Raw genomic sequence first — 12,474 nt, forward strand, 5'->3', positions numbered from 1 at the left:
GTGGGCGCCGGAGTGACGCCGGCGGAGTTCGAGGAGACCCCGGACCGGTTCGACATCCCCGACTCCGTGATCGGCTTCCTGCGCGGCGAACTGGGAACCTGGTCGCCGAGCGGGGCGGCGAGCTCGTCGGCTGGGCGGCGCACGGACCGTACCGGGACGGCGAAGTGCGCACCGAGGACGCCGAGTTGTACGCGATCTACGTCCACCCCGGGCACTACGGCGGCGGTGCCGGCCGGGCGCTGCTGGCCGAGTCGGTCCGGCTGCGCGCGGCCGCCGGGCATCCCCGCATGCTCCTGTGGGTGCTGAAGGAGAACACCGGCGCCCGGCGCTTCTACGAGCGGGCGGGTTTCCGCGCGGACGGCGCCGAGGAACCGTTCGAGGCGGGCGGGATGGAGGTCCCCGAGGTGCGCTACAGCAGGAGACTGACGGACTGACGACCGCGAAGGCCGGGCCCAGAGCCCTACCCGTCGCGCGGGATCCGCGCCAGTGCGCGCACCGCCGACTCCGCCAGCGCCGGGTGGGCGAGGGCCTCGTCGAGCACGGGCCGGGCTCGGGTGTCGCCCAGCGTCCCGAGCCCGTCCACGCAGGCGAGGGCCACCCGGCGGTAGGGGTCGTGCGGGGAGCACAGCCGGCGGCGCAGCACGGTGATCAGTGCGGGTACGGACTCGGGCGCGTCCAGTTCGACGAGCAGCCGGACCGGGTGCAGGGCGTAGGCCACGCGCAGTTCGTTGGTGGCGAGGGCGGCGGCCGCGCGGGCGGTACGGGGGTCGCCGAGCCGGGCCAGGGCGTACGCGGCCGAGACGCAGCGCTCGGGGTCGCGGTGGTTGAGCAGCAGGACGAGCGCCTCGAAGGCGCGCCGGTCACCGGCCAACCCCAGCCGGAACGCGGCCAGTTCCCTGGCCCACAGAGGCTGCCCGGGGGCGGTGAGCACCTCCGCGAGCGCGTCGTGATCCCCGGTCGCCGCCAGCCGTTCGCAGCCGGCCGCTCCGCCCGACTCCTGCCGTATGCGCTCCGTGAGTGATCGCAACTCTTCGTCCATGAGGCCGAGACTAGGCCAGGTCCCGGGCGGCCCGTGCGGCTCCCGAGGGGGCAGGTCACAAAATCGGGGGCTGGCGCGCTCGTTACTCACGGGTTAAGCTCAGACGAGCGAGTCACCCACTCGCGTTTCTCCTCGTACCGGCCTGGTGACGCAGCCGGTTCGAGTGTGGTCGGTTCGGTGCCTCGTGTACCGCTGTACGACCCGGCTCCGGGACAGGGCCGGTCGGTTTCCGCCGTTCGCTGCACGGGCGTGTGCGCGCCCTCCCCGCTCCCGGTCCTGTCCGGGCGGAGATCCCCAGCATCGGCACCGGGCGTGTGCGCATGCAGCCCGCCAACACCCGCACTCCTCGCACCCCGTGCGCCTCTCGCGGCGCACCCGGGCGCGCTCCCAGTCGTCACCCTCTCTCCAGGAGTCCCGCGATGGCCACTCCCCTGTCCGACACCTCTCTGTCCCCCCTGAAGACCGTTGCCGTCGTCGGCCTCGGCACCATGGGCACCGGCATCACCGAAGTCCTGGCCAAGGCCGGCCGTGAGGTCATCGGCATCGACGTCAGCGAGTCCCAGGCCGCGCTGGCCGTCACGGCACTGGAGTCCTCGACCGCCCGCGCCGTGCAGCGCGGCCGGCTGACCGAGCAGGAGCGCACGGAGGTCCTCGCCCGGGTCCGCACCTCCGCCGACCTGCGGGCCGCCGCCGACGCCGACCTGGTCATCGAGGTGGTTCCGGAGTCGTACGAGATCAAGCACCAGGTCCTGCGCGAGCTGGACGGCATCGTGCGCCCCGAGACGATCCTGGCCACCGGCACCAACGCGCTGTCGGTGACCCGGCTGGCCGCCGACTCGGCCCGTCCCGAGCGCGTGCTCGGCCTGCACTTCTTCAACCCGGCCCCGGCGATGAAGCTGGTCGAGGTCGTCTCCTCGGTGCTGACCGCGCCGCAGGCGGTCGCCGCCGTCACGGACCTGGCGGTCGACCTCGGCAAGGAGCCGGTCGCGGTCGGCGACCGGCCCGGGTTCCTCGCGGACGGGCTGCTGTTCGGCTACCTCAACCAGGCGGCCGCGATGTACGAGGCGAAGTACGCCTCCCGCGAGGACATCGACGCGGCGATGCGGCTGGGCTGCGGACTGCCCATGGGCCCGCTGGCCCTGCTCGACCTGATCGGCATCGACACCGCGCGCACGGTCCTGGACGCCATGTACGCCGAGTCCCGCGACCGGCTGCACGCCCCCGCCCCGATCCTCAAGCAGCTCAGCGAGGCCGGCCTGACGGGCCGCAAGTCGGGCCGCGGCTTCTACACCTACGACGCCCCCGGCAGTGCCACGGTCGTGCGGGACGCGCTGACGCCGCTGGAGGGTGCCGAGCTCACGCCCGGCCGCCAGGTGCGCTCCGTCGGCGTGGCCGGTTCCGGGACGATGGCCTCCGGTATCGCCGAGGTCTTCGCGAAGGCCGGTTACGCGGTCGTGCTGGCCGCCCGCAGCGAGGAGAAGGCGCAGGCCGCCAAGGCCCGGATCGGCAAGTCGCTGGCGCGCTCCGTCGACAAGGGCCGGATGAGCGCCGAGGCCGCGGCGGAGACCCTGGACCTGATCACCGCGGCGGGCTCCTACGACGCCTTCGCGGACGTCGACCTGGCCGTCGAGGCCGTCGCCGAGGACCTGGAGGTCAAGCGGCAGCTGTTCGCGACGCTGGACAAGGTCTGCAGGCCGGGTGTGGTGCTGGCCACCACCACGTCCTCGCTGCCGGTCGTCGCGTGCGCGCGGGCGACCTCGCGTCCGCAGGACGTGATCGGCATGCACTTCTTCAACCCGGCCCCGGCGATGAAGCTGGTCGAGGTCGTCCGTACGGTCCTGACCTCGGACGACGTCCACGCGACGGTCCGCGAGGTCTGCGTCCGGATCAAGAAGCACGCCGTCGACTGCGGCGACCGGGCTGGCTTCATCGTGAACGCGCTGCTCTTCCCGTACCTGAACAACGCGATCAAGATGGTGCAGGAGCACTACGCGTCCCTGGACGACATCGACGCGGCGATGAAGCTGGGCGGCGGCTACCCGATGGGGCCCTTCGAGCTCCTGGACGTCGTCGGTCTGGACGTCTCGCTGGCCATCGAGAAGGTCCTGCACCGCGAGTTCCGCGACCCCGGCCTGGCCCCGGCACCCCTCCTGGAGCACCTGGTGGCCGCGGGCTGCCTCGGCCGCAAGACGGGCCGGGGATTCCGCGAATATGCCCGCCGCTGAGCGTCCCGGCGACTGGTTCCGGTCGGGCACGGACTGGGGCGGACTGCTCGATCCGGGTGGATTCGGGCGGTCCGGCCGGCCCGACCCTCCCCCGCCCCTCCAGGGCGGGGGAAACCCCGGACCTGCGCACCGAGCTGCGCACATGCAGTACGTTCGGGGCATGCCCCAGCCCGCCAAGTCCTCACGTACACCAGCCGCGCCCGACGTACCGGAGAGCGCCGCGGGCAGCCGCGCGGCCGCGCAGCGGCTGAAAATGCGCCGCGAACTGGCAGCCGCCGCGATGGAGCTGTTCGCGACCAAGGGGTACGAGGCGACCACGGTCGACGAGATCGCGGCCGCGGCCGGGGTCGCCCGCCGCACCTTCTTCCGCCACTTCCGCTCCAAGGAAGAGGCGATCTTCCCGGACCACGACGACACCCTGGTGCGGGCCGAGGCGGTGCTGAATGCGGCGCCCCCGCACGAGCATCCGCTCGACACCGTGTGCCGGGGCATCAAGGAGGTCATGCGGATGTACGCGGCCCGGCCGGAGATCTCGGTCGCCCGCTACACGCTGACCCGTGAGGTGCCCACCCTGCGGGAGGCGGAGATCGCCTCGGTGGCCCGCTACGAGCGGCTGTTCACCCGCTATCTGCTGGGACACTTCGACGAGCACGCGCACGACGACGACGCCAACGACGACCCGCTGCTCGCCGAGGTCGCCGCGTCCGCCGTGGTCACCGCCCACAACCACGTCCTGCGGCGCTGGCTGCGGGCCGGCGGCCAGGGCGATGTCGAGGCCCAGCTCGACCACGCCTTCGCCATCGTGCGCAAGACGTTCGGTTCGGGGATCGGCGCGGGCCGCGGGACGGCCCCCAAGCCCGCCGCGGCCCCGGCGGCGGTCTCCCACCAGGGCGAGGTCCTGGTGACGGTCGCACGCACCGACGCCCCGCTGGACGAGGTCATGCGGACCATCGAGGAGGCGCTCCGCGAGCGCTGACGACCCGACCCTCCCATGTGACGACGGCCACCCTCCCGGGTGGCCGTTTTGGCATGTCAGGGCGTCTTTTCCACCGGATTTCAGAGCCCGTTCGATCGATCATCGCTCATTTGTTACGTAAAGATTTCATCTGAGAGGAAGTTCTGGCACCCCGTGCCTTGCACGGTGACACGGAGTGCCATACGTTGAAGTGGTCCGGGCGGCCGGCGTGCAGAGACCATGCGTACGCCGGCTGTCCCCGCAACCACCTGGTCGCGCGCCCGGACGCCTGCGTCACAGGCAACCTCCCGCGCCACAAAGCGCTGCCGAAGCTCCACCCCCGCCGAACCGACGGCATTCCTCACACCCTCAGCAGCACCGCCGCAACCCTCAGCGCCCCTCCCTCAGGGCGCTCACCGCCGGAGGCAACACCGTGACCGTTAAGGACATCCTGGACGCGATCCAGTCGCCCGAATCGACGTCGGCCGACTTCGCCGCTCTCGAGCTGCCGCAGTCGTACCGCGCGATGACCGTGCACAAGGACGAGACGGAGATGTTCGCGGGCATGCAGACCCGCGAGAAGGACCCGCGCAAGTCGCTGCACCTCGACGAGGTGCCGCTGCCGGAGCTGGGCCCGGGCGAGGCCCTGGTGGCCGTGATGGCCTCCTCGGTCAACTACAACTCCGTGTGGACCTCGATCTTCGAGCCGCTGTCGACGTTCGGGTTCCTGGAGCGCTACGGCCGCACCAACGAGCTGGCCAAGCGCCACGACCTGCCGTACCACATCATCGGCTCCGACCTCGCGGGCGTCGTCCTGCGGACCGGCCCCGGCGTCAACGCCTGGAAGCCCGGCGACGAGGTCGTCGCGCACTGCCTGTCCGTCGAGATGGAGTCCTCCGACGGCCACAACGACACGATGCTCGACCCCGAGCAGCGCATCTGGGGCTTCGAGACCAACTTCGGCGGCCTCGCCGAGATCGCGCTCGTCAAGTCCAACCAGCTGATGCCGAAGCCCGGCCACCTCAGCTGGGAGGAGGCCGCCGCCCCGGGCCTGGTCAACTCCACCGCCTACCGCCAGCTGGTCTCCCGCAACGGCGCCGGCATGAAGCAGGGCGACAACGTCCTGATCTGGGGTGCGAGCGGCGGCCTCGGCTCGTACGCCACCCAGTTCGCCCTGGCCGGCGGCGCCAACCCGATCTGTGTCGTCTCCAGCGACCAGAAGGCGGACATCTGCCGCTCGATGGGCGCCGACGCGATCATCGACCGCAACGCCGAGGGTTACCGGTTCTGGAAGGACGAGCAGACCCAGGACCCGAAGGAGTGGAAGCGCTTCGGCAAGCGCATCCGCGAGCTGACCGGCGGCGAGGACATCGACATCGTCTTCGAGCACCCCGGCCGCGAGACCTTCGGCGCGTCCGTGTTCGTCACCCGCAAGGGCGGCACCATCACCACCTGCGCCTCCACCTCGGGCTACATGCACGAGTACGACAACCGCTACCTGTGGATGTCCCTGAAGCGGATCATCGGCTCGCACTTCGCCAACTACCGCGAGGCGTGGGAGGCCAACCGCCTCATCGCGAAGGGCAAGATCCACCCGACGCTGTCGAAGGTCTACTCCCTGGAGGAGACCGGCCAGGCCGCCCACGACGTGCACCGCAACGCCCACCAGGGCAAGGTCGGCGTGCTCTGCCTGGCGCCCGAGGAAGGCCTCGGCGTGCGCGACGAGGAACTGCGCGCCCAGCACATCGACGCCATCAACCGCTTCCGGAACATCTGAGGTCCACCCATGAGCGAGCGTCAGAAGGACCGGCCGTGGTTGATGCGGACCTACGCCGGTCACTCCACGGCCGAGGCGTCCAACGAGCTGTACCGGCGCAACCTCGCCAAGGGCCAGACCGGCCTGTCGGTGGCGTTCGACCTGCCGACGCAGACCGGCTACGACTCCGACCACATCCTCGCCCGCGGCGAGGTCGGCCGGGTCGGCGTGCCGGTCGCGCACCTCGGTGACATGCGCCGGCTGTTCCAGGACATCCCCCTGGAGCAGATGAACACCTCGATGACGATCAACGCCACCGCCATGTGGCTGCTGGCGCTCTATCAGGTCGTCGCCGAGGAGCAGGGCGCGGACGTCACCAAGCTCCAGGGGACGACGCAGAACGACATCGTCAAGGAGTACCTGTCGCGGGGCACCCATGTGTTCCCGCCGGGGCCGTCGCTGCGGCTGACGACGGACATGATCTGCTACACGGTCAACCACATCCCCAAGTGGAACCCGATCAACATCTGCAGCTACCACCTGCAGGAGGCGGGGGCCACTCCGGTCCAGGAGATCGCGTACGCGATGTCCACCGCGATCGCCGTGCTGGACGCGGTGTTCGCGTCCGGCCAGATCCCGGAGGACCGCAAGGGCGATGTCGTCGCGCGTATCTCCTTCTTCGTGAACGCGGGCGTCCGCTTCGTCGAGGAGATGTGCAAGATGCGGGCGTTCGGCCGCATCTGGGACCAGATCACCCGTGACCGGTACGGCATCGCGGACGCCAAGCAGCGCCGCTTCCGCTACGGCGTCCAGGTCAACTCCCTCGGCCTGACCGAGGCGCAGCCGGAGAACAACGTCCAGCGGATCGTGCTGGAGATGCTGGCCGTGACGCTCTCCAAGGACGCCCGCGCCCGTGCCGTGCAGCTGCCGGCCTGGAACGAGGCCCTCGGCCTGCCCCGCCCCTGGGACCAGCAGTGGTCGCTGCGCATCCAGCAGGTGCTGGCGCACGAGAGCGACCTGCTGGAGTACGAGGACATCTTCGCGGGCTCGCACGTGATCGAGGCGAAGGTCGCCCAGCTCGTCGAGGACTCCCTCGCCGAGATCGACCGGATCCAGGAGATGGGCGGCGCGATGGCCGCCGTCGAGTCCGGCTACCTCAAGTCGCAGCTGGTCTCCTCGCACGCCGAGCGACGGGCCCGGATCGAGTCCGGCCAGGAGAAGATCGTCGGCGTCAACATCTTCGAGACGACCGAGCAGAACCCGCTGACCGCCGACCTGGACACGGCGATCCAGACGGTGGACCCGGCGGTCGAGGCACGGGTCGTCGAGTCGCTCGGGCAGTGGCGCGACACCCGCTACCAGCCGCCGTTCAACCACCCCCGGCCCTGCAAGGCGCTGGAGCGCCTCAAGGAAGCCGCCAAGGGCACCGGCAACCTCATGGAGGCCACCCTGGAGTGCGCCCGCGCCGGGGTCACCACCGGCGAGTGGGCGGGGGCGCTGCGGGAGGTGTTCGGGGAGTTCCGCGCCCCGACCGGTGTCTCCTCGGCGCCGGTGGCCGTCCCCGCCGAGGCGGGCTCGCCCATGGCGGAGGTCCGCCGCAAGGTGGACGCCACCGCCCGGGAGCTGGGCAGCGGAAAGCTCCGCTTCCTGGTCGGCAAGCCGGGCCTGGACGGGCACTCCAACGGTGCCGAGCAGATCGCCGTGCGGGCCCGCGACGCCGGGTTCGAGGTGGTCTACCAGGGCATCCGGCTGACCCCCGAGCAGATCGTGGACGCCGCCCTCGCCGAGGACGTGCACGCGGTCGGCCTGTCCATCCTCTCCGGCTCGCACGCCCAGCTCGTCCCGGACGTGCTGGAACGGCTGCGCGAGGCCGGCGCGGCCGACATCCCGGTGATCGCGGGCGGGATCATCCCGAACGCCGACGCCGAGCAGCTCAGGGCCGCCGGGGTGGCCGCGGTCTTCACCCCGAAGGACTTCGACATCACCGGGATCATCGGCCGTATCGTCGACGAGATCCGGAAAGCGAACAAGCTCGACCCCCTGGAGGTCCCCGCATGACCACGCCCGTCAACCGTCTGCGTCCGCGACGCTCCTGCCTCGCGGTCCCGGGGAGCAACCCGCGCTTCCTGGAGAAGGCGCAGGGCCTGCCGGCCGACCAGGTCTTCCTGGACCTGGAGGACGCGTGCGCGCCGCTCGCCAAGCCCGAGGCGCGGCACACCATCGTCAAGTTCCTCAACGAGGGCGACTGGACCGGCAAGACGCGGGTCGTGCGCGTCAACGACTGGACGACCGAGTGGACGTACCGCGATGTCGTCACGGTCGTCGAGGGCGCGGGCCAGAACCTCGACTGCATCATGCTGCCGAAGGTCCAGACGGCCCAGCAGGTGGTGGCGCTGGATCTGCTGCTGACGCAGATCGAGAAGACGATGGGCTTCGAGGTCGGCAAGATCGGCATCGAGGCGCAGATCGAGAACGCCCAGGGCCTGAACAACGTCAACGAGATCGCCACCGCGTCCCAGCGTGTGGAGACGATCATCTTCGGCCCGGCCGACTTCATGGCGTCGATCAACATGAAGTCGCTGGTCGTGGGTGAGCAGCCGCCCGGCTACCCGGCGGACGCCTACCACTACATCCTGATGAAGATCCTGATGGCCGCCCGCGCCAACAACCTCCAGGCGATCGACGGCCCCTACCTCCAGATCCGCAACGTCGAGGGCTACCGCGAGGTCGCCGGCCGGGCCGCGGCCCTCGGCTTCGACGGCAAGTGGGTGCTGCACCCGGGCCAGGTCGAGGCGTCGAACGAGATCTTCTCGCCGTCGCAGGAGGACTTCGACCACGCCGAGCTGATCCTGGACGCGTACGACTACTACACGTCCGAGGCCGGCGGCAAGAAGGGCTCGGCGATGCTCGGCGACGAGATGATCGACGAGGCCAGCCGCAAGATGGCCCTGGTCATCTCCGGCAAGGGCCGCGCCGCCGGTATGCAGCGCACCACCAAGTTCGAGATCCCGGAGGCCTGAGCGCGATGCAGTTCGGACGGACCTACGAGGAGTTCGAGGTCGGGGCGACGTACAAGCACTGGCCCGGAAAGACGGTCACGGAGTACGACGACCACCTGTTCTGTCTCCTCACGATGAACCACCACCCGCTCCACATGGACACCAACTATGCGGAGAACACGACGGACTTCGGCAAGAACGTCGTCGTGGGCAACTACATCTACTCGCTGCTGCTCGGCATGTCCGTCCCGGACGTCTCGGGCAAGGCGATCGCCAACCTGGAGATCGAGTCGCTCAAGCACGTGGCGCCGACCTTCCACGGCGACACGATCTACGGCGAGACCACGGTCCTCGACAAGACGCCCTCCCGGTCCAAGTCGGACCGCGGGATCGTCCACGTGGAGACCAAGGGCTACAAGCAGGACGGCACGCTCGTGTGCGTGTTCCGCCGCAAGGTGATGGTGCCGACCGAGACGTACATCAAGGAGCGCGGCGGCGAGCAGCCCGGGCGCCCGGAGCTCAAGCAGCAGGAGAAGTAGAGATGGCGCGACTCGCCCAGACCGCCGGTCTGACCGACATCCAGCAGGAGATCCTCTCCACCGTCCGCGACTTCGTGGACAAGGAGATCATCCCGGTCGCCACCGAGCTGGAGCACCGCGACGAGTACCCGCAGCAGATCGTCGACGGCCTGAAGGAACTGGGCCTCTTCGGGCTGATGATCCCCGAGGAGTACGGGGGTCTCGGCGAGTCGCTCCTGACGTACGCCCTGTGCGTCGAGGAGATCGCCCGCGGCTGGATGTCGGTGTCCGGCATCATCAACACGCACTTCATCGTGGCGTACATGCTCAAGCAGCACGGCACGCAGGAGCAGAAGGACCACTTCCTGCCGCGCATGGCGGCCGGCGACATCCGCGGCGCCTTCTCGATGTCGGAGCCGGCCCTCGGCTCGGACGTCTCGGCGATCTCGTCGAAGGCCGTGAAGGACGGCGACGAGTACGTCCTGAACGGCCAGAAGATGTGGCTGACCAACGGTGGCACGTCGTCCCTCGTGGCCGTCCTGGTGCGAAGTGACGAAGGACACCCCGAGGGCACGGCCCCCCACAAGTCGATGACGACGTTCCTCGTGGAGAAGGAGCCCGGCTTCGGCGAGGTCCGTCCCGGTCTGACCATCCCCGGGAAGATCGACAAGATGGGGTACAAGGGGGTCGACACCACCGAGCTGATCATGGATGACCTGCGGATCTCCGCGGATCGCGTGCTCGGCGGGGTCACCGGGCGAGGTTTTTACCAAATGATGGACGGTGTGGAGGTCGGCCGCGTCAACGTGGCGGCGCGTGGCTGTGGCGTCGCCCAGCGTGCCTTCGAGCTCGGTGTCCAGTACGCCCAGCAACGTCACACTTTCGGCAAGGCGATCGCCCAGCACCAGGCCATCCAGTTCAAGCTCGCCGAGATGGCTACCAAGGTCGAGGCCGCGCATGCCATGATGGTGAACGCAGCACGCAAAAAGGACTCCGGGGAGCGAAACGACCTCGAAGCAGGGATGGCGAAGTACCTCGCCTCCGAGTACTGCAAGGAGGTCGTCGAGGACGCCTTCCGGATCCACGGCGGCTACGGCTTCTCGAAGGAGTACGAGATCGAGCGCCTCTACCGTGAGGCCCCGATGCTGCTGATCGGCGAAGGTACCGCCGAGATCCAGAAAATGATCATTGGGCGCAGATTGCTCGAAGAGTACCGAATCCAGGGCTGATTGTCCGGCTACGGGGTGTTTTCTTCGAGAAGAAGATCACACCCCGTCAACGGTCTCCAGCCGTCGACTAAGGTTCCCGACTTACCCAGTTGCGGCTCTTAGCCGCTACGATCGCCGGAAAGCCGCCGTCCCCTGTTATAGCGCGGCATCATCCGCTACGAAGGTCATCCATGCCCCACAGCCAATCCTCTGCACCTCGCGGCCGGGTCCGCCTCGCGCGCGGAGCATCGCCGTGGCTTCTCCCGACCGTCGCCACCGCCGCCCTCAGCCTGGCCCGCGCGCGCCGTTCCGGTGCCGCCAAGGCCGTCGCCGTGCCCGCCACCGCGCTCGCCGCGGGCATGCTGTGGTTCTTCCGTGACCCCGAGCGCGAGATCACGCAGGGCCGGGTCATCTCGCCCGCCGACGGTGTGGTGCAGAGCATCATGCCGTGGAAGGACGGCCGGACCCGCGTCGCGATCTTCATGAGCCCGCTCAACGTCCACGTGAACCGTGCGCCGCTGGCCGGCACCGTGACGTCGGTCGAGCACATCCCCGGTGGGTTCGTTCCGGCGTTCAACAAGGAGAGCGAGAACAACGAGCGCGTAGTCTGGCATTTCGACACCGAACTCGGTGACATCGAGATGATCCAGATCGCCGGCGCCGTCGCCCGCCGCATCGTGCCGTACGTGCCCCAGGGCACGAAGGTCGAGCAGGGTGACCGCATCGGCCTGATCCGCTTCGGCTCGCGTGTCGACATCTACCTGCCCGAGGGCGTGGAGGTCGCGGTCGAGGTCGGTCAGAAGACCGTGGCTGGGGTGACTCGCATTGACCGTGATTGATCCGGAGACCCAGGCAGGCTGGGTGCCCGAGGCCGACGAGGTGGACGACGAGGAGGAGATGCCTCTTTCTCTCCGCCTGTCGATAGCGGACACGCTCACGCTCGGCAACGCCACGTGCGGCTTCATGGCGGTGTACTTCACCACCACCGGCATCCTGATCCCGCACCTCACCGGCAGCCAGGAATCCGGCATGGCCCGCCACAGCGCGGCCACCGCCGTCATCCTGATGCTGTGCGCGGCGGTCTTCGACCTCTTCGACGGCCTGGTGGCGAGGAAGCTGCGCTCCTCCCCGATGGGCGCGGAGCTGGACAACCTCTCGGACCTGATCAGCTTCGGCCTGGCGCCGGCCTACTTCGTCCTCGTCTACGGCATGGTCGCGGACGACGCGTACCAGCGCGTGGCGGCGGTGGGCGCGATCGTGGTGTTGCTGGCGGTCGTCCTGCGGCTCGCCAGGTTCTCCTGCGTGACGGTCAAGAACGGCATGTTCCAGGGCATGCCGAGCCCCTTCGGCGCGCTGACGGTCGTCTCGATCGTCCTGCTGGAGCTCCCCTTCGTGGCCACGCTGCTGGCGATCCTGGGCACCGCCTGGCTGATGGTCAGCCGGGTCGAGTACCCGAAGCCGCGCGGCCGGCTCGCCGGGGCGGTGCTCGTCTGGATCGTGCTGAGCATGGGCCTGCTGGCGGCCTGGGCCTTCGACGCCCCCGGCGGCCAGATGCTGCTCCAGACGGGCTGCGCGCTCCAGCTGGTCATGGGCGCGGTCATCCCGCTGTTCGCCACGGCCCGCCGGGTGAACAACTTCCGCGACAACCGGCGCGAGGCGCGGGCGGCGCAGCTGCCGTAACGGCGGCAGCGCGCGGAACGACGTACGACAGGGAAGGGCTCCGGACCGAGAGGTCCGGGGCCCTTCCGGCGTTCCCGGACACCCGGGTCGGCGC

At 69.6% G+C, this 12,474-nt stretch carries 11 protein-coding genes; 10 read left to right on the forward strand and 1 reads right to left on the reverse strand.

Translation table 11 applies throughout. From position 1 onward, the window contains the following. Positions 1 to 434, forward strand: a 434-nt coding sequence (locus tag ABT085_RS35525; RefSeq protein ID WP_502982878.1) for a GNAT family N-acetyltransferase, incomplete at its 5' end; no start/stop codon positions are given. 26 nt (positions 435 to 460) lie between these two features. Here ABT085_RS35525 and ABT085_RS35530 read toward each other — a convergent pair. Beyond that, positions 461 to 1,039, reverse strand: coding sequence for an adenylosuccinate lyase (locus ABT085_RS35530; RefSeq protein ID WP_351617613.1), 579 nt, complete (start codon positions 1,037 to 1,039; stop codon positions 461 to 463). Between the two features lie 419 nt (positions 1,040 to 1,458). On the opposite strand from ABT085_RS35530, the gene ABT085_RS35535 reads away from it, so the two are divergent. The 9 genes from ABT085_RS35535 to pssA all read left to right on the forward strand — a co-directional run bounded on the left by ABT085_RS35535 (position 1,459) and on the right by pssA (position 12,380). Next, on the forward strand, positions 1,459 to 3,264 hold the full coding sequence (locus tag ABT085_RS35535; protein WP_351617616.1) for a 3-hydroxyacyl-CoA dehydrogenase family protein: 1,806 nt from the start codon (positions 1,459 to 1,461) through the stop codon (positions 3,262 to 3,264). Between the two features lie 142 nt (positions 3,265 to 3,406). Further along, complete coding sequence (locus ABT085_RS35540; RefSeq protein WP_351617619.1) at positions 3,407 to 4,240, forward strand: TetR family transcriptional regulator; 834 nt, start codon at positions 3,407 to 3,409, stop codon at positions 4,238 to 4,240. A 412-nt stretch (positions 4,241 to 4,652) separates the two neighbouring features. After that, positions 4,653 to 5,996 carry a crotonyl-CoA carboxylase/reductase gene (gene ccrA, locus ABT085_RS35545; protein ID WP_351617621.1) on the forward strand — a complete coding sequence of 448 codons (1,344 nt, stop codon included), beginning with the start codon at positions 4,653 to 4,655 and terminating at the stop codon, positions 5,994 to 5,996. A 9-nt stretch (positions 5,997 to 6,005) separates the two neighbouring features. Continuing rightward, positions 6,006 to 8,033 (forward strand): ethylmalonyl-CoA mutase, encoded by a 2,028-nt coding sequence (locus ABT085_RS35550; RefSeq protein ID WP_351617624.1) that lies wholly within the window; start codon positions 6,006 to 6,008, stop codon positions 8,031 to 8,033. Continuing rightward, the gene (locus ABT085_RS35555; RefSeq protein WP_152889568.1) at positions 8,030 to 8,995 is read left to right on the forward strand and encodes an HpcH/HpaI aldolase/citrate lyase family protein; all 966 of its coding nucleotides are present in this window, start codon (positions 8,030 to 8,032) and stop codon (positions 8,993 to 8,995) included. Before ABT085_RS35550 ends, ABT085_RS35555 begins: the two co-directional genes overlap by 4 nt. Before the next feature lie 5 nt (positions 8,996 to 9,000). Next, positions 9,001 to 9,513, forward strand: coding sequence for a MaoC family dehydratase (locus ABT085_RS35560; RefSeq protein ID WP_152889566.1), 513 nt, complete (start codon positions 9,001 to 9,003; stop codon positions 9,511 to 9,513). A gap of 2 nt (positions 9,514 to 9,515) precedes the next feature. Next, positions 9,516 to 10,721, forward strand: a complete 1,206-nt coding sequence (locus ABT085_RS35565) for an acyl-CoA dehydrogenase family protein (protein WP_152889564.1) — start codon at positions 9,516 to 9,518, stop codon at positions 10,719 to 10,721. A gap of 170 nt (positions 10,722 to 10,891) precedes the next feature. Then, positions 10,892 to 11,539, forward strand: a complete 648-nt coding sequence (locus ABT085_RS35570; RefSeq protein ID WP_351617628.1) for a phosphatidylserine decarboxylase — start codon at positions 10,892 to 10,894, stop codon at positions 11,537 to 11,539. Positions 11,540 to 11,561: 22 nt separating this feature from the next. Further along, positions 11,562 to 12,380, forward strand: a complete 819-nt coding sequence (pssA, locus tag ABT085_RS35575) for a CDP-diacylglycerol--serine O-phosphatidyltransferase (protein ID WP_162468798.1) — start codon at positions 11,562 to 11,564, stop codon at positions 12,378 to 12,380. Positions 12,381 to 12,474 lie beyond the last annotated feature (94 nt).

Source organism: Streptomyces sp. NPDC002265 (genome assembly GCF_040296125.1).
Taxonomy (GTDB): domain Bacteria; phylum Actinomycetota; class Actinomycetes; order Streptomycetales; family Streptomycetaceae; genus Streptomyces.

What these genes read in the sequence shown, in the direction of transcription:
- ABT085_RS35530 (WP_351617613.1), bottom strand. Translation starts at nt 1,039, where the DNA reads ATGGACGAAGAGTTGCGATCACTCACGGAGCGCATACGGCAGGAGTCG.
- ABT085_RS35535 (WP_351617616.1), top strand. Translation starts at nt 1,459, where the DNA reads ATGGCCACTCCCCTGTCCGACACCTCTCTGTCCCCCCTGAAGACCGTT.
- ABT085_RS35540 (WP_351617619.1), top strand. Translation starts at nt 3,407, where the DNA reads ATGCAGTACGTTCGGGGCATGCCCCAGCCCGCCAAGTCCTCACGTACA.
- ABT085_RS35550 (WP_351617624.1), top strand. Translation starts at nt 6,006, where the DNA reads ATGAGCGAGCGTCAGAAGGACCGGCCGTGGTTGATGCGGACCTACGCC.
- ABT085_RS35555 (WP_152889568.1), top strand. Translation starts at nt 8,030, where the DNA reads ATGACCACGCCCGTCAACCGTCTGCGTCCGCGACGCTCCTGCCTCGCG.
- ABT085_RS35560 (WP_152889566.1), top strand. Translation starts at nt 9,001, where the DNA reads ATGCAGTTCGGACGGACCTACGAGGAGTTCGAGGTCGGGGCGACGTAC.
- ABT085_RS35565 (WP_152889564.1), top strand. Translation starts at nt 9,516, where the DNA reads ATGGCGCGACTCGCCCAGACCGCCGGTCTGACCGACATCCAGCAGGAG.
- ABT085_RS35570 (WP_351617628.1), top strand. Translation starts at nt 10,892, where the DNA reads ATGCCCCACAGCCAATCCTCTGCACCTCGCGGCCGGGTCCGCCTCGCG.